At 46.9% G+C, this 16835-nt stretch carries 13 protein-coding genes, 1 tRNA gene and 2 pseudogenes; 11 read left to right on the forward strand and 5 right to left on the reverse strand.

Going from position 1 to position 16835, the window contains the following annotated elements:
• Positions 1-21 precede the first annotated feature (21 nt).
• On the forward strand, positions 22-2211 hold the full coding sequence (locus LCD46_14015) for a TonB-dependent siderophore receptor (GenBank protein UOY69205.1): 2190 nt from the start codon (positions 22-24) through the stop codon (positions 2209-2211).
• Positions 2212-2375: 164 nt separating this feature from the next.
• Positions 2376-2451 (forward strand) — tRNA-Asn (locus tag LCD46_14020).
• Positions 2452-2505: 54 nt separating this feature from the next.
• On the opposite strand, the gene LCD46_14025 is transcribed toward LCD46_14020, so the two are convergent.
• From LCD46_14025 to LCD46_14035, 3 genes are all read right to left on the reverse strand, one after another.
• Entirely contained in the window at positions 2506-2838 is a 333-nt protein-coding gene (locus LCD46_14025) for a type II toxin-antitoxin system PemK/MazF family toxin (GenBank protein UOY69206.1), read from the reverse strand.
• Positions 2839-3096 carry an antitoxin gene (locus LCD46_14030; protein ID UOY69207.1) on the reverse strand — a complete coding sequence of 86 codons (258 nt, stop codon included), beginning with the start codon at positions 3094-3096 and terminating at the stop codon, positions 2839-2841.
• 290 nt (positions 3097-3386) lie between these two features.
• Entirely contained in the window at positions 3387-3776 is a 390-nt protein-coding gene (locus LCD46_14035) for a RidA family protein (GenBank protein UOY69208.1), read from the reverse strand.
• Positions 3777-3917: 141 nt separating this feature from the next.
• On the opposite strand from LCD46_14035, the pseudogene LCD46_14040 reads away from it, so the two are divergent.
• The 4 genes and pseudogenes from LCD46_14040 (at position 3918) to LCD46_14055 (ending at position 7652) form a co-directional block, all read left to right on the forward strand.
• Positions 3918-4837 (forward strand): annotated as a pseudogene (locus LCD46_14040) (LysR family transcriptional regulator).
• Between the two features lie 348 nt (positions 4838-5185).
• Complete coding sequence (locus LCD46_14045; protein UOY69209.1) at positions 5186-5497, forward strand: phage holin family protein; 312 nt, start codon at positions 5186-5188, stop codon at positions 5495-5497.
• Entirely contained in the window at positions 5484-5873 is a 390-nt protein-coding gene (locus tag LCD46_14050) for a M15 family metallopeptidase (GenBank protein UOY69210.1), read from the forward strand. Before LCD46_14045 ends, LCD46_14050 begins: the two co-directional genes overlap by 14 nt.
• A gap of 252 nt (positions 5874-6125) precedes the next feature.
• The gene (locus LCD46_14055; GenBank protein UOY69211.1) at positions 6126-7652 is read left to right on the forward strand and encodes an aryl-sulfate sulfotransferase N-terminal domain-containing protein; all 1527 of its coding nucleotides are present in this window, start codon (positions 6126-6128) and stop codon (positions 7650-7652) included.
• A gap of 75 nt (positions 7653-7727) precedes the next feature.
• Here the strand turns inward: LCD46_14055 and LCD46_14060 are convergent, their stop codons facing one another.
• On the reverse strand, positions 7728-8855 hold the full coding sequence (locus LCD46_14060) for a cytoplasmic protein (GenBank protein ID UOY72967.1): 1128 nt from the start codon (positions 8853-8855) through the stop codon (positions 7728-7730).
• Positions 8856-8987: 132 nt separating this feature from the next.
• On the opposite strand from LCD46_14060, the gene LCD46_14065 reads away from it, so the two are divergent.
• From LCD46_14065 to LCD46_14085, 5 genes and pseudogenes are all read left to right on the forward strand, one after another.
• Complete coding sequence (locus tag LCD46_14065; protein ID UOY69212.1) at positions 8988-10541, forward strand: bifunctional metallophosphatase/5'-nucleotidase; 1554 nt, start codon at positions 8988-8990, stop codon at positions 10539-10541.
• A gap of 88 nt (positions 10542-10629) precedes the next feature.
• Positions 10630-12192 (forward strand): annotated as a pseudogene (locus LCD46_14070) (bifunctional metallophosphatase/5'-nucleotidase).
• 91 nt (positions 12193-12283) lie between these two features.
• On the forward strand, positions 12284-13129 hold the full coding sequence (locus tag LCD46_14075) for a nucleoside-specific channel-forming protein Tsx (protein UOY72968.1): 846 nt from the start codon (positions 12284-12286) through the stop codon (positions 13127-13129).
• Positions 13130-13151: 22 nt separating this feature from the next.
• Positions 13152-14762 (forward strand): bifunctional metallophosphatase/5'-nucleotidase, encoded by a 1611-nt coding sequence (locus LCD46_14080; GenBank protein ID UOY69213.1) that lies wholly within the window; start codon positions 13152-13154, stop codon positions 14760-14762.
• 168 nt (positions 14763-14930) lie between these two features.
• Positions 14931-15884 carry an SPASM domain-containing protein gene (locus LCD46_14085; GenBank protein UOY69214.1) on the forward strand — a complete coding sequence of 318 codons (954 nt, stop codon included), beginning with the start codon at positions 14931-14933 and terminating at the stop codon, positions 15882-15884.
• A 13-nt stretch (positions 15885-15897) separates the two neighbouring features.
• Here LCD46_14085 and LCD46_14090 read toward each other — a convergent pair whose 3' ends face one another.
• Positions 15898-16791: a LysR family transcriptional regulator gene (locus LCD46_14090; protein ID UOY69215.1), complete on the reverse strand. Its 894-nt coding sequence runs from the start codon at positions 16789-16791 to the stop codon at positions 15898-15900.
• Positions 16792-16835: the final 44 nt, after the last annotated feature.

Consider the following 16835-nt stretch of genomic DNA (forward strand, 5'->3'; position numbering starts at 1 on the left):
ACAATCAGGATCGACATAACAATGAAACGTTCTCATCTTTGGGTTTTAAATCCTTGTTTGCTTGCAATGCTTTCTACCTCTGCGTGGGCGGAAGAACAAAAGGAAGAAAATATCGTTGTCTCCGCCAGCCGTGCGCATCGCAGCGTGGCGGAGATGGCGCAGACCACCTGGGTCATTGAGCGGGCTGAAATTGAGCAGCAGGTTCAGGGCGGAAAAGAGATTAAAGAGGTACTGGCACAGCTGATCCCGGGTATGGACGTCAGCAGCCAGGGACGCACCAACTACGGTATGAACCTGCGCGGCCGTTCGATGATGGTTATGGTCGACGGCGTACGCCTGAACTCGTCCCGCAGCGACAGCCGACAACTGGACTCTATCGATCCGTTCAACATCGATCGTATTGAAGTGATCTCCGGCGCCACCTCGCTCTACGGCGGCGGCAGCACCGGCGGCCTGGTGAACATCGTCACCAAAAAAGGCCAGCCGGAGACCGAAGTTGAGTTCCAGACCGGAACAAAAAGTGGCTTTAACAGCCATAACGACCACGATGAAAACGTGTCGGCAGCCGTCAGCGGGGGCAACGACAATGCTTCCGGTCGCCTGTCGGTCTCCTATCAGCGCTACGGTGGCTGGTACGACGGCAAAGGCAACGAGGTGATCATTGATAACACCCAGACCGGCTTACAGTATTCAGACCGTATTGACGTGATGGGGACAGGCACCATCAACATCGACGATCGCCAGCAATTGCAGCTGACGACGCAGTACTACAAAAGTGAGTCAGACGGTAAGCATGGGCTGTATCTCGGGAAGAACTTCTCGGCGGTAACGGGAGATGCTGACGCGTACAACAAAGGGAATCTCGACTCTGACCGCGTGCCGGGTACCGAGCGCCATCTGATCAACCTGCAGTACTCCAATACCGATTTCCTGGGCCAGGATCTGGTTGCGCAGATTTACTATCGTGACGAGAGCCTGACCTATTATCCGTTCCCGACCCTGACCAAAGGTGTGGTGACCAGTATCGGCGCCTCTCAGCAGAAAACCGATTTTTACGGCGGTAAGCTGACGCTGAACAGCAAGCCAGTGGATGATTTGAACCTTACCTGGGGTGTCGACGCCGACCACGAAACCTTCGATGCCAACCAGCAGTTCTTCAACCTGAGCAAAGCCGCGGCGAGTGGCGGCATGGAGCTGGACAATGCGTATAAAGTAGGTCGTTACCCGGGTTACAGCATCACCAACCTCGCCCCGTTCCTGCAGGCCAGCTACGATATTGACGCCATCACCCTGAGTGGCGGCGTGCGTTACCAGTACACCGAAAACAAAGTAGATGACTTTGTGGGTTACGCGCAGCAGCAGGCTATCGCCACTGGCAAAGCCACCTCCGCAGACGCGGTGCCGGGCGGGAAAACCGATTACAACAACTTCCTGTTTAACGCCGGGATCCTCGGTCGCCTGACCGAGCAGCAGCAGGTGTGGTTTAACTTCTCGCAGGGCTTTGAAATTCCTGACCTGGCGAAGTACTACGGTGCCGGCACCTATCAGCTCAGCAATGGTCACTATCGCCTGCTGAATAGCGTGAACGTGAACGACTCAAAACTGGACGGTATCAAGGTTAACGCTTACGAGCTGGGCTGGCGCTACACCGGCGATAACCTGCGCACGCAGGTCGCGGCCTACTACTCGCTCTCGGATAAAACCATCACCATTAACAAGACGGACATGACCATCAACCTGGAAGACGACAAACGTCGTATCTATGGGGTGGAAGGTCAGGTGGACTATTTCTTCACCGACAGCGACTGGAGCACGGGCGCGAACTTTAACGCCATCAAGTCTGAAACCCGTGAAAACGGTAAATGGGAGAAGCTGACGGTTGACAGCGCCAGCCCGTCGAAAGCCAGCGCATGGGTCAACTGGGCACCGGGCGACTGGACCTTGCGAGTACAGAGCACGCAGACCTTTGACGTCTCTGACTCCGACGGCAAGAAGATCGATGGCTATAACACGGTCGACTTCCTGGGCAGCTACGCCCTGCCGGTGGGTAAAGTCAGCTTCAGCGTGGAAAATCTGCTGGACAAAGACTACACCACCGCCTGGGGCCAGCGCGCGCCGGGGCTGTATAGCCCAACCTACGGTGCACCGGGCCTTTATACCTACAAGGGCCGTGGACGCACGTTTGGTCTGAACTACTCCGTACTGTTCTAATACCGCGCGCCGCCTGCGGGCGGCGCATTTTGCTGTGTAATTTCGAAGCAAATTTACTATAAAATCAGCGATTTGCTGAAATTGTCGGCAAACGAACGAAAAGTGCGTTTTCACCCTTTGACAAGGCGTACCGAGGTCGCTACTATGCGCCTCGTTCACACGATTCCTCTGTAGTTCAGTCGGTAGAACGGCGGACTGTTAATCCGTATGTCACTGGTTCGAGTCCAGTCAGAGGAGCCAAATTTGAAAAGCCTGCTTTTAAAGCAGGCTTTTTGCTTTTCTACGTCTCTGATGTTAACTCAGAATCGCATCCAGCCTGGCAATCACTTCATTTACCACGGCGTCAGGTATGCGTTCCAGTCGCATGCCGTTCCGGGCCGCCATATCAATGGTTCTGGGCTGATCGCAGCGAATAACGCCCATTGTTTTTGTCCCCGCCCCTTCCAGTGAAACGGTGAAACCTGCTGTACGAGCAAAGTTACCGCCGCTGGTGACGGGAACCACTACCGGTAGCCGGGTCAGCTTATTAAACGATGCCTTAGATACGATGAGTACCGGGCGTTTTCCACTTTGCTCGTGACCAGCAATCGGATCCAGTGAAACAAGCCAGATTTCCCCTCTGTCCATTTACAGGTTCTCCTTACCCACCGCAGGCACATCAATCCATTCCCGATACTCTTCGCTCATTTCAGCATGCGGATCGCACTGCGCCAGCAGCTCCTCAAGGGAATAATGAGGCCGTTTCTGGGGTTCAATAATCAGGCAACCATTATTAATGGTCATGCCGACTTCGCTGTCCGTCGACAGTTCCAGCGTTTTCAGCACGGCGGGAGGAACCGCCAGCATGATGGATCCGCCAACCTTTTTCAGGCGAGTTGTATACATAGCACACCTCCGAATATTATATTTTAATATAACATCCATGGAGGTAGGTGTACAATTAGTCATCAGATTCAGGGTGATTTCCTTTTCGTAATTAAGTGGGCAGAAAGCTGTTATCCCTCGAAGGGCAGCGCAGGTGGGAACGAAGTGCGTCACTAAGAAGGCAGATAATAGAAAACTGTTTTTGCGGTTTAAAGGATTATGCCGGATAGGATAAACGAAATGCGAGGCGGCTTCCGGATCGGAGCTGCGCCCGCAGTCTTATCTTTCGACCGGCGGAAAGACCCGTAACGCTAAGGCAGCCTGGCAATCACCTTAATCTCAAACTGAAATCCGTACAGCCACGTCACGCCGATCCCCGTCAACGTAGGGTAAGGCGCTTCCCCCCAATATTCTGGAAGGATACTCCAGATAGCGTCGAGGTTTGACTCGGGATCGACGACAAAGAGGGTAACATCAACCACGTCAGCGAACGTGCAGCCCGCAGCCGTAAGAACAGCATTAAGGTTATCGAATGCCAGCCGGATCTGAGCTTCTAGATCCTCTTCTGGCGAACCATCCTCCCGGCTACCAACCTGCCCCGAAACAAACAGAAAACCGTTGGATTTGATGGCAGGTGAATAGCGATTGCGCTCATAGAGCGCCTGGCGTCCGAAGGGAAAAACGGCTTCGCGTGTTGTCATGTTTGTACCTTTGTAATGGGGCGAAATCTGCCCGGTGAACATAAAGACACTTTACAGGTGTAGGATCGGGCGGATAAACAAGCGACTTTGTCCAACATTGTTTGTAATATCCAAACAATCGGTGAAAAGAGAGGACAAGGAATGGACCGTTTCGATGCGATGCGCGCCTTTGCTGCGTGGTGGAGGCAGGCAGTTTCACAAAGGCTGCCCAAACGCTTCATATGAGCAAAATCACGATGACACAGCTTATTCAGCAGCTTGAAACGCGCCTGCGCGTCAAGCTGCTCCATCGCACCACCCGCAGGCTCGGTGTCACTCCTGATGGCGCGGTCTACTACGAGCGCGTCATCCGTCTGCTGGCGGATATGGAAGATGCTGAAAACAGCCTGTCCAGTTCGGCGATGACGCCCAGGGGACGGCTACGGATAGATGTGCCCACTCCTCTCGCCCGTCTGGTGCTGGTACCCGCGCTACCGTCTTTTCACGCACGCTACCCTGATATTCAGTTCGACATGGGCGTGAGCGACCGGGTGGTGGATCTGATCGGCGACAACGTGGATTGCGTCCTTCGCGGTGGCGAAATCAACGATCAGTCCCTGATCGCACGCCATGTCGGCGATTTGCAAATGGGTGTTTACGTCGCACCGAGTTATGTGGAACGCCTTGGCGCCCCTACGCATCCGCGAGAGCTGGAAAACACCGACCATCGCATAGTGGGATTCTTGTCCTCACGCACCGGTAAGATTGATCCTCTGGTTCTGCACGGTGAGAGTGAACATATTGAAATAAACTGCAGCTATGTGCTTGCAGTGGATGATGGCAACGCTTACCTCGAAGCAGGGCTCGCGGGATTAGGCGTGATTGCGCTGCCAGTCTATATGGCTGCGGCACATCAGGCTGCCGGCTCTTTGATTCCGTTGTTTACACAATGGCGTATCAGTCCAATGCCCCTGCACCTGGCGTTTCCGCCGAACCGCCATGTCAACGCTAAACTGCGCGTTTTTATTGACTGGATCGTTGAATTGATGCAGCAACATGTCCCTAACTCCAATAATAAGTAACGACATTCCAGCCATTCGTTCATCAACATCGATTAGCGATCATTCTGGTGGTCTCGACAAGCAACGTTCCCATTAATTGACGTGCTATCGGGTTATTTTCCTCCCGCTTGTCCTGTTATGTATTCCACTACTAAATATAATCATTAATATCAATAACACATAACTATCATTCAGCAACAATTGATCGACAAAAACTATTAATTGCATTCCGTGTGACATTCCTCACAAAACGGGGTTGCTTAACTTTTATTATTTACTGCATAGCAAAAACATATCGTTCGGTCAGGAAAAAATAATCTCATCACGAGGTAAAGTTTTTAACTTATCCAACCTATGGAGGTAATTGTTTTGCCATGGAAAGACCCATCATCAAATGCATTTTTTAGCTGGATTTACATAATATTATTCGGCGCGTGGGGAGGTCTTGTTAGATATCTCCTTGACGTTAAGTCTGGGCAGTCAGGAAGAAATTTATTTTCGGCAGTAGCACAAATTATTGTGTCAGGATTCACCGGTGTACTTGCTGGATTGATGTCACAAAGCCTGGGAACTGTATTTCATACCTCGCTTGCCGTCAGCGGTATATCAGGTGCAATGGGTGTTGTTGCTCTTAATTATTACTGGAAAAAAATCTCTGGAGATAGTAATGATAAATCATGAGTTTAGTAAAACGACTGAAAAAAAACTTAAAGGCGTACATAAAGATCTTTCTGAGGTGATGAGAAAAGCATTGAAATTATCACCTATTGATTTTGGTATTTCAGAAGGGGTAAAAAACCAGAAACGGCAGCTTGAGCTATTGGCAGCAGGAAAATCATTAACGTCAAAAAGCAGGCATTTAACAGGACACGCCGTAGATGTATTCGCCGTCATAAACGGCGCCGCATCATGGGAGTTTAAACATTATCAGACAATTTCAACGGCGGTGTTTCAGGCCGCTAAGGAGTTGTCTGTTGATGTTGAGTGGGGCGGCAACTGGACGGAAATAAAGGATGGCGTTCATTTTCAACTCTCACGAAAGATGTACCCTGAATAGTATCTCTACTGTATAGCAGTTCTATTCCCACAGATATTCCAGCACACCGGTATTTGCGGATGATTAACGACATCCCTGTTTACTAAGCCATTTTATAAGAGGAGGATTATAGTACATATTTGTTTTTAATTACCACAGCAAAAAAAGCAGACGCAGACATTTTAATGCTCATTATTTCTATTGGCGAAGCCTTGCTGCGCTGACAAGAACCGTATTTAGATTTTACTTAACGAAACCATAAGGAATACAATTATGACTATTACATTTATTAAAACTGAACTTGCTCCGGCCGACAATCAGCTCGCGGCCTATATTTATTTTACTACAGATACGCCAGTGAGCTATTCTTACACTGTTTCAAAACGAACAACCAGCCCAACCAGCGTTGATTTCACCTATACATCTGATCTGATTTATGGTGTTTCTCAGAGCATAAAAATCCCTGTCATTGGCCTTTATGCGCAATATGCAAACGACGTCCAGGTCGTGTTTAAGGATGAAACCGGGGCTGAGGTTTTCAGTCAATCAATCCCTGTAAGCACGGTAGATCAGGTTTATGATAAATCCGTTATTTTCCACCTCGATATTGAACAAACAGATCCTGCTCTGTTCACATCTGTATGGGGAAACAGTTGGTTAATGCAATCGACTGGTCGCGGTTACGACCGAAATGGTGACCTGCGTTTTAACTTTTTATCAGTTTATCATCTCCAGCCGTTAAGAATTCACAATGGTTATATCTATACGGGTAGCGATGAAGATATGTCGTGGTATGGTCGTCGCTTTTTCAAAATTGACATTCTCGGTAATGTCATCTTTGAATTCGACATGCGTGATTCTGACGGCAATCATTATTCAAACACCCATGATTTAGTCTGGGATTCAGCGGGTGATATCTATATGTTTGGTAACGATGTTCCTAACCGGATAACCAATACGCGAGGACAAGATTCACTGGTTATGAAATTTAACGACCGGACCGGGAAAATGATTTGGGCAAAAAACTATACCAGCGAGTATAGCGGTACTCAAATCTTAAATAACAGCACGCCTAATGATATTCATTTGAACTCGCTTTCATGGATTGCAGGCAGTCCAAATAATGAGGAGGCGGTTATTGTTCATTCCCGTTCAACGAGTACAACTTATGGTATCTCCATCGTTGACGGCAGAATCTTGTGGGCGATCGACACAGGTAATTTCAACCCTCAATTCCCGGTAAATCCAGATGCTATCCCTATTGATAATACCGGTATTACTAACTTTGAAAACGGGGCTCACACTGTATGTATCACCAACAATAGTGCATTTTCAGCAAATATTGACGCTTCCGTGGGGAAATTTGTTTTATCCGTCTTTGATAACCGATCCTGCCTTGATGTAGATGAAAATCCTGTTGTCCGCCCGATGAATGACGACGCAACAGACGATGCCTATTCAACACCTCCGGCTCGTATTCTCTTCTATGCTGTAGACCTGGCAGCCAAAACAGCCGTGGAAATTCACGCGCCTATTGAACTGCCAACAACCCCCATCGTCCAATGGACTGATTTTATGGGCGGGGTGTTTGACCACGATGATTACTTCGTTATTTTTACCAACCATGCCCGTTCATTCTTTATCTCCGACGTGAACGGCAATATGATTGCCTCTATCTACGATGTCATTTCGCTACCTGATGGCGCGCCTCAGTTCCCCGCTGAGGGTTACCGTGCCAGACTGTTTAACGAAACAGAGCTATCTGATTTAATCACTACGGCATCAATTACTGTAAATTAATTGATCTAACTCCATATGTTAAAAGGGTTCATGTATCCACATGAACCCTTTCTCATGTATATAAATTGTTTGGACCTATCCGGCCAGTTTATCGTTATAGTCATGCGCCAGGGAAAGGAGTATTTGCGTTACACGTCCTGCGGATAATTGGGCGCTGCAGGTAAAACACGTTTGTTTGTATAGCCAGTGGATAAAGTGCCTGCTTGCAGTTAAAGAGAGTGTTTTAGCGTTACGCTTATCCCCCCCCGTTAACGGACATACCATCTTGCGGTTTCTCCCCTGCCCCCAAAGCTGCCACTGGCTTTGCCACCAGCCATGCTGTGTTGTTCTCAGAAAAGTCCAGGGTATATCACTCTCACCGTCATTGATTTCCTCTTCTATAAACCAAAGCTCACCTTGCCGCTGACGGAAAAGATCTGCCCAGACGGTAATGACAGCCCCTCGGAGAAAGCATTCGTGTGAAATGACATGTCTCTTTACCTTAGGAAATTGAAGGTTCAGCACCCGAAAATGTCCGTGAGCCGCGATAACCGGACGAAGAATCGCACCTCTTGCGTTACGTTTGAGTGCCGCACTTCCATACTGAATTTCATCAAACTGGCTCCGATAAAGAAATTGCATCTCGCGCATATCAACACGATTTACGATGTCAATATGATGCAAATCAGGCTCACTATTCCCGCGCCATCGATACCTTAACGATTCACCAATATCATGTTGAGTAAAATTTGTGGAAATATGTAGGATATTACCGCAGACGGCATCAAAACTGATCAAAACATACAGTTTCTGTTCTGTGCTACTCCCCTGAAATGGTGCAATGAGTGGAATAGTTTCAATTTGATCTGGAGGGACTGTTTTTCTTTTTTCTTGTCGTTTGGGTGTCCAGACTTTTCTGCACGATCGGCACTGAACGCGCTGTGCCCCCCCCGGATTATAACCATAACAAATAGTTTTAGGGTGATAGCATTCAGGACAAAAATAACCGTATTCTGAGGCGCAGGCACTTAAATGAGCAGACAGCCATTCATTAAACTGTTGTTCATCAAACAGCGGCGGATAACTCCCGCATGCCCGACAGTGTAAGGCCGGAAACCCCAGCCTGTAGTCTGGCCAGCTGTAGTCTTCAGAGGCTGATATGGGTAGCCCTAAATTTCGGCAACCAAACGATTTGCATGTATTAATCGTAAACAGAGTCACTATGCGTCACCAACGATTTCAAGAGGTCGTTGATATTGCCTCATAGCTCCTGATTGATTGTGTGAACAGACTCGCATAAAAAACGCTTTCAGACCGTAAAGTAACGCATCTTTATATAACTGAAAGGAACGAGTTATGAAAATAAAAGCGGTTACCGCAGGTATTTTGTTGGCATTACCATTTTGGGCCAGCGCCAAGGATGTCACGCTTATTTATACCAACGATCTCCATGCGCATGTGGAACCTTATAAAGTCCCCTGGATTGCTGACGGGAAACGCGATGTTGGTGGTTGGGCGAATATCACCACCCTGGTGAAAGAGGAAAAAACTAAAAGTAAAGCAACATGGTTTTTTGATGCAGGTGACTATTTTACGGGCCCTTATATTAGTAGTTTAACGAAGGGAAAGGCAATTATTGATATTATGAATACCATGTCGTTTGATGCTGTCACGATAGGTAATCATGAATTTGATCATGGCTGGGATAATACGTTATTACAGCTAAGCCAGGCGAAATTCCCTGTTGTACAAGGCAATATATTTTATCAGAACAGCAACAAACTATTCTGGGATAAACCTTATACCATCGTCGAAAAAGATGGCGTGAAAATTGGCGTCATTGGCTTGCACGGCGTGTTTGCCTTCAATGATACCGTTTCTGCGGCAACGCGCGTAGGTATTGAAGCGCGAGATGAAATTAAGTGGCTGCAGAGCTATCTCGATGAACTGAAAGGAAAAGTCGACTTAACCGTATTGCTGGTCCATGAAGGTACGCCGGCACGTCAGTCCAGCATGGGGGGAACCGACGTACGCCGTGCCCTGGATAAAGATATTCAAACGGCAAGCCAGGTGAAAGGTCTGGACATCCTGATTACGGGACATGCGCATGTCGGTACGCCGGAACCGATTAAAGTCGGCAAGACGCTGATCCTCTCGACCGACAGCGGCGGTATTGATGTGGGTAAACTGGTACTGGACTACACGAAGCCGCATCAGTTTACGATGAAAAAATTTGAGCTTAAAACCATTTACGCAGATGAGTGGAAGCCCGACCCGCAGACGAAACGGGTAATCGACGTCTGGAATAAGAAACTTGATGAAGAGGTTCAAAAAACGGTGGCGCAGTCGCCGGTTGAATTGACGCGTGCGTATGGTGAATCAGCCTCGCTGGGAAATCTGGCAGCGGATGCTTTGCTGGCGGCAGCGGGTAAAAATACACAGCTCGCCTTAACCAACTCGGGGGGGATTCGCAATGAGATCCCGTCTGGCGCAATTTCAATAGGGGGCGTCATCAGTACCTTCCCATTCCCTAACGAACTGGCCACGATGGATCTCACGGGTAAACAGTTGCGTACGTTGATGGAACATGCCGCAGGCCTAACTAATGGCGTTTTGCAGGTATCAAAAGGCGTGGAGATGAAGTATGACAGCAGTAAACCCATCGGTCAGCGGGTCGTCTCATTTACCCTTAATGGTAAACCGATTGAGGATGCGACAGTCTACCACATTGCCACCCAGAGCTTCCTTGCCGACGGCGGAGATGGTTTTACCACATTTACCGAGGGTAAAGCGCGTAATACAACAGGCGGTTACTACGTTTCTAACGCAGTGATCGATTACTTCAAGGCAGGCAATACCATTACGGATGAACAGCTCAGGGGCATGCGCGTTGTTGATGTGAAAAAATAACAGTTTATTCGACTGTAAATATTAAAAGGGTTCATATATTTCCATGAACCCTTATTTAACTTATTGTTTTTTTTCAAAGGAACTCGTTATGAATAAAAATATAAAGCTTAGTCTGATTGCATTGTGCATGTCCGCTGCGTTAGTTGCATCAGTTAGCGCGAAGGATGTGACTATTTATTACACCAACGATTTACATGCTCATGTCTCCCCAGGAAAAATCCCAGCCGTCGATAAAAAACGTGCAGTTGGCGGTTTTGCTAATATAGCTACTATCGTTAATGATGCTAAGAAAAAAAATAAAGATGTCTTTTTCTTCGATGCGTGAGATTACTTTACCGGACCCTATATAAGCACCCTGACCAAAGGTGAAGCCATCATTGACATAATGAACGCAATGCCTTTTGATGCTGTGTCAGTGGGGAACCATGAATTTGACCATGGTGTTGATAATATGGTTAAGCAATTGTCAAAAGCAACGTTTCCCGTTTTGCTGGGTAATGTTTTTTATACTAATAGTGATAAACCTGTCTGGGATACCCCCTGGACGATTGTCGAAAAAGATGGCATTAAAATTGGTGTCATTGGGGTACATCAAAAATTTGCCTTTTATGACACTGTTGCGGCAAAGGCTTACGCTGGCTCAGAGGCTCGTGATGAGGCACCTTATATTCAAAAAGGACTTGATGCGTTAAAAGGCAAAGTGGATATCATCGTGCTGCTTATCCATGAAGGTACACCCGCGCGTCAATCAAGTTACGGGAATAAAGATGTAGCCAGAATGCTGCAAGCTGATATCGATACCGCAAAAAAATTTAAGGGTATTGATGTATTAATCACAGGACATGCTCATGTAGGCACACCAGAGCCCATTAAAGTTAATGATACGCTTGTTGTTTCTACAGATGCGTATGGTACTGATATTGGTAAATTAGTCCTGAATTTTAACCCTCAAACTATAAAAATTGAGGGCTATAGCGGTAAATTAATCACTGTATTTGCCGACGAATACAAACCAGACCCTAACGTTCAGGTCAGGATTGATGAGTGGAATGCTAAGCTGAAAAGTATCACTGGCCAGATTATTGGGTCGACAACGGCCCCCTTCACTCGCTCTTATGGTGAATCATCACCTGTTGGTAATTTAGTCATTGACGCCATGATGGCCAAAGCGCCTGACGCCGTCGTGGGATTACAAAACAGCGGAGGATTGCGTGCTGATTTCCAACAAGGAAATTTACGATATGGTGATGTCATTACTACCTTCCCATTTAATAACGAACTGGTTGAAATGGATCTCACCGGAAAAGATCTCACTGACTTGATGACTCATGCAACGAATCTTACCAATGGCGTTTTGCAAGTATCAAAAAGCGTTCATGTTGAATACGACAGCAAAAAACCGCTGGGTGAGCGGATCGTTAAATTCACTATTAATAATCAACCGGTAGATCCAACCAAAACATATCGGGTTGCTACACACTCGTTTTGTGCAACAGGTGGGGATGGATTTGAGGCATTCTTAAAAGGCACGAATGTTAAAACGATCAACAGTACTACCTCTGCCGAGTCGATTATTGAGTATGTCAAGACCCATACCCCATTGAAACCCGATCTTGAAAAGAGAGTGGTCGATGTAAGCGCAGCTAAATAGTTTCAATAACATAAATATTCTTAATTAACAAATCTCTGTGGAAGGAACCCTACGTATGAATAAAATAAAACATATATTGTCAGGCGCTTTTATGCTTTTACCCACGGTAGCATTGGCAGACACCGGGAATAACGAATACCTGTCAGACTGGTGGCATCAAAGTATTAATATCGTAGGCAGCAACTCCACTCGTTTTGGACCATTAAAAAGAGCGGACTTATATCCAGAGTATCGTGCATGGGCGCATGTCGATTGGTTTTATTTTTATGGCTATGCGGACTTACCTAAGTTTTTTGGTATAGGCAATGATAATGATATCGGTATTTGGGATAATGGCTCTCCATTTTTTATGGAGATAGAACCGCGCTTTAGCATCGACAAGTTAACGGGGCTCGACCTAAGTTTTGGTCCATTCAAAGAATGGTATTTTGCCCACAACTATATCTATGATGCAGGCACGAATGCAGGACAGCGTCAGAGCACATGGTATATGGGGATAGGGACCGATATTGATACGGGGCTACCAATGACGTTATCTGCAAACATCTATGCCAGGTATCAAGGAAACAACTACAATGCGGCCAACGAGAACGAGTGGGATGGATATCGCTTCAAAGTCAAATATGTCATCCCAATTACAACACTATTTGGTGGAAAACTAAATTACGTCGGCTTTACCAATTTTGATTTTGGTTCAGATCTTAAAGAAGAGTCAGGCGGCGAGCAGCAATTTTACTCCCGTACCAATAGCTCTATTGTTTCCACCAATGTACTCAGTTTAGTTTATCCCCACTGGAACTATGGCGCGACCCTTCGTTATTTCTATCATGGTGGACAATTTGACGAAGGGAGTAAAGCGTTTAGCCGCGATGGAGACATCACCTCTATAGATTCAACGGGGTGGGCATACTATTTAACTGTGGGTTACGCTTTTTAATTATCACTGCAAGGGATTAACCATGAAAATAAAAACGGTTACCGCAGGTATTCTGTTAACGTTGCCATTCTGGGCCTGCGCCAAAGATGTCACTATCATTTATACCAATGATCTCCATGCTCATGTTGATACTTACAAACTCCCGTATGTCGCAGACGGTAAACGAGCAATTGGAGGATTCGCTAATATCACCACTTTAGTCAAACAGGAAAAATCCAAAAATAAAGCCACATTCTATTTTGATGCAGGCGACTATTTTACCGGGCCATATATCAGTACTCTGACTAAGGGTCAGGCGATTATCGATATTATGAATACCATGCCCTTTGACGCGGTATCAATTGGTAATCATGAGTTTGACCATGGCTGGGATAATCTCTTGCGACAATTAAGCAAGGCAAACTTCCCGGTACTGTTGGGGAATGTGTTCCATAAGGACAGCGAGATACCTTTCTGGAACAAACCGTACACTATCCTGGAAAAGGACGGTGTAACAATTGGCGTTATTGGGCTGCACGGCGTGTATGCGTTTAATGACACCATCTCAGAGCTCTCGATCCAGGGGCTCGATAATGATAAAAACAACCGCTTTGATAAATCAGCCGCAGCCCTAAAAAATCAGGGAATTGAGGCTCGCGATGAGGTGAAATATCTGCAGCATTACCTGGATGAGTTACGGGGTAAAGTTGACGTCACCGTTGCGCTCGTGCATGAAGGCGTTCCGGCACGTCAGTCCAGTATTGGGAGTACAGACGTCAGGCGCGCACTCGATAAAGATATTCAGACCGCCAGTCAGGTCAAAGGTCTTGATATTCTCATCACTGGACACGCTCATGTTGGCACACCGGAACCTATCAAGGTGGGGAATACGCTAATCCTGTCTACGGACAGCGGTGGTATCGATGTTGGTAAGTTGATACTTGACGTTGAACCTGGGGCGAAAACCAAAAAAGTTAAAAGCTTTGAGCTGAAAACACTTTATGCCGATGAATGGAAGCCCGATCCAACAACACAGAGAGTTATCGATGGCTGGAATAAAAAACTCGCGGATATTGTACGTCAGCCAGTGGGTGAATCGCCGATCATGCTTACCCGCGCTTATGGCGAATCATCACAACTGGGCAACTTGTTTACGGATGCAATGCTTGTCGCCGCGCCGAAAGCACAGATTGCGCTGATTAATTCCGGTAGCTTACGGGCCGATCTCAACGCAGGCCCCATTACCTTTGGCGACATTACCAGCATATTCCCCTTCAAGAATGAGCTTACTGAGATGGATCTCAGCGGTAAGGATCTGCGTAATCTGGTGGAGCATGGAGCATCGCTCACGAATGGCATACTGCAAATGTCAAAGGGGGCCGAAATGCATTATATGCCGCAGAAACCGGCCGTTAAGCGCGTAGTATCTTTCACAATTAACGGCAAAGAGATTGCCGATACGGAGACGTACCATGTTGCTACGACGACATTCCTTGCTTTAGGAGGCGATGGTTTTCTGGCATTTAAAGAAGGGAAAAATATTCAAGTCCGTGCCGGACACAATATGTCCGATGTGGTCATTGACTATCTGAAGTCAGGGCACAAAATCGTTCCTGCACAAGTTAATAAAATGCGGGTTGAAGCCAGTAAGTAAAAAAACAATGATGCCATTCATTTATGTTTATGGATGGCATCATTTTATATAAAGATGGAAAGTTTCCCTATGACGGAAAAACACTTAACTGCACTCTGTAATTTACACTGTGCACATTGCTCTCATCTCCATAAAACGCGATTTCCTCCGGAATACCAACCGTGTTCAATGAACGAAACGACGCTTAAGCAATATATTCTTCAGAAAATTGACACATGGAAAACTGACGATGTGCATTTTTTCTGGCAGGATGGTAAATCAACTTCTTATAGTTTACATTTTTTAAAACGCATCATTAACTTACAACAGCGATTTGCACAAGGCAAAAATATTATTAATACATTGCTTATCAATGGTACTACGTTAAATGATGACTGGTGTGAATTCTTCAAAAAAAATGATTTTCTTATTTGCATTTCGGTAGATGGTGATAGTCAGTCATGCGACACGTTCAGCATAACGATGTCTGAAAGAACAGTAACTAATATAATTGAAACAAACGTGAGGTTACTGCAAAAGCACAATATTACATTCAATACGCTTACCTTCATTAATAACATAAATAGCCAGCAACCACTGCAAACCTATAATTACCTGAAGAGTCTTGGCGGTCGCCATATGTTGTTTATCCCCTTTATTAAACCGTCTGAACAAGATGGTGTTGATACGTCAAGCCTTGACCCCGCCGCACTGGGCACTTTTTTGAAAACGATTTTTTATACCTGGATACGTCTCGACATTGGAACAATTCACATACCCATTTTTGAACATGCATTTGCTTCGTGGCGTGGGTTATCTGTGCCGGCCTGCGTTTATGCTGCCTGTGAAGACAGCAATCAGCTTACTAAAACCACGATGCAGGAAGGCATGGCTAAACAAAGAGTTGAACAATTCAAAACAACGCTGGCAGAAGAATGTACACATTGTAAAGTGCAATTCGTCTGCCGCGGCGGTTGCGCAAGAGAACGCATAGCCCTTTCCGAGGGAGGTGTTTCGCAGCTTAATTATTTTTGCGAAAGCTATCAGGCTTTTTTTACTTATATTGAACCCTATATGTTAATGATGAGGGCATTGTGGGAAAAAAACTATGCACCTTCCGCTATTCGTCAATATTTGGCCTGATGAAAGGAGCAGTTCAGTATGCCGTCTGTTCAAGCCAGATGCCCACCTCCTCATTCAGCCACGCGACAAAGAGCGTCACCTCGGGTTTCATGTCTGTTAACTGCGCCGTCACCAGCCAGTAAGGCCATGGATACGGCGCGGTGACAGAGGTTAGCTGGACCAGTTCACCTCGGGTGATGGCATCCTGGACCAGAGAGCGACGCTCCAGCGCGATACCTTTCCCGAGCCGAACGGCTTCGATAATGATATTGGAGTCGTTAATACATAAACCGCCAGGTACGATCTCTTTCTCCAGCCCCGCATTCACGCACCACGTTTTCCACGACTCCATGGAGAAAATAATATGACTCTTTGCAATCTCCGCTGGCGTAGCAGGCAGCACGCCGCCGTTATAGCCCGGTGCGGCCACCACAATAAGCTCATCGGAAAAAAGATAATGGCTTTCACTCCCTTCCCAGTTCCCCTGCCCCATCCGTATCGCGATATCTATCCCTTCCTGCTGCAGGCTGGTGACCGTCAGGCTGGCCTGGATCCGCAGGGTGATAAGCGGATATTTCGCCCGAAAACGAGCCAGACGCGGTAATAACCAGTGGCATCCAAATGACGGCACCATTGCCAACGTCAACTCCTGCTTTCTCGGCTTCACCTGTACGAGTCGGGTCGCATCCGCGATGTGGTTCAACGCTTCGCGTACCTGTAAGGCATAGAGCCGCCCTTCTTCGTTGATCTGCACCCCTCGCCCCTGACGGATAAACAGCTTTACGCCTACCATCTCCTCCAGCGTTTTGATCTGCTGGCTGATAGCGGAATGGGTAACGTGGAGTTCTTTCGCCGCCAGAGTCACGCTGCCAAGACGGGCGACGGCTTCAAAACTTCGCAAACTAGCAATGGGTGGAAAATCCGACATAAAAGCACTTCCTTATCTGCGCTGGATATACAGCGGCAACCTGA

Source organism: Enterobacter ludwigii (assembly GCA_023023105.1).
GTDB classification, from domain to species: Bacteria; Pseudomonadota; Gammaproteobacteria; order Enterobacterales; family Enterobacteriaceae; genus Enterobacter; species Enterobacter adelaidei.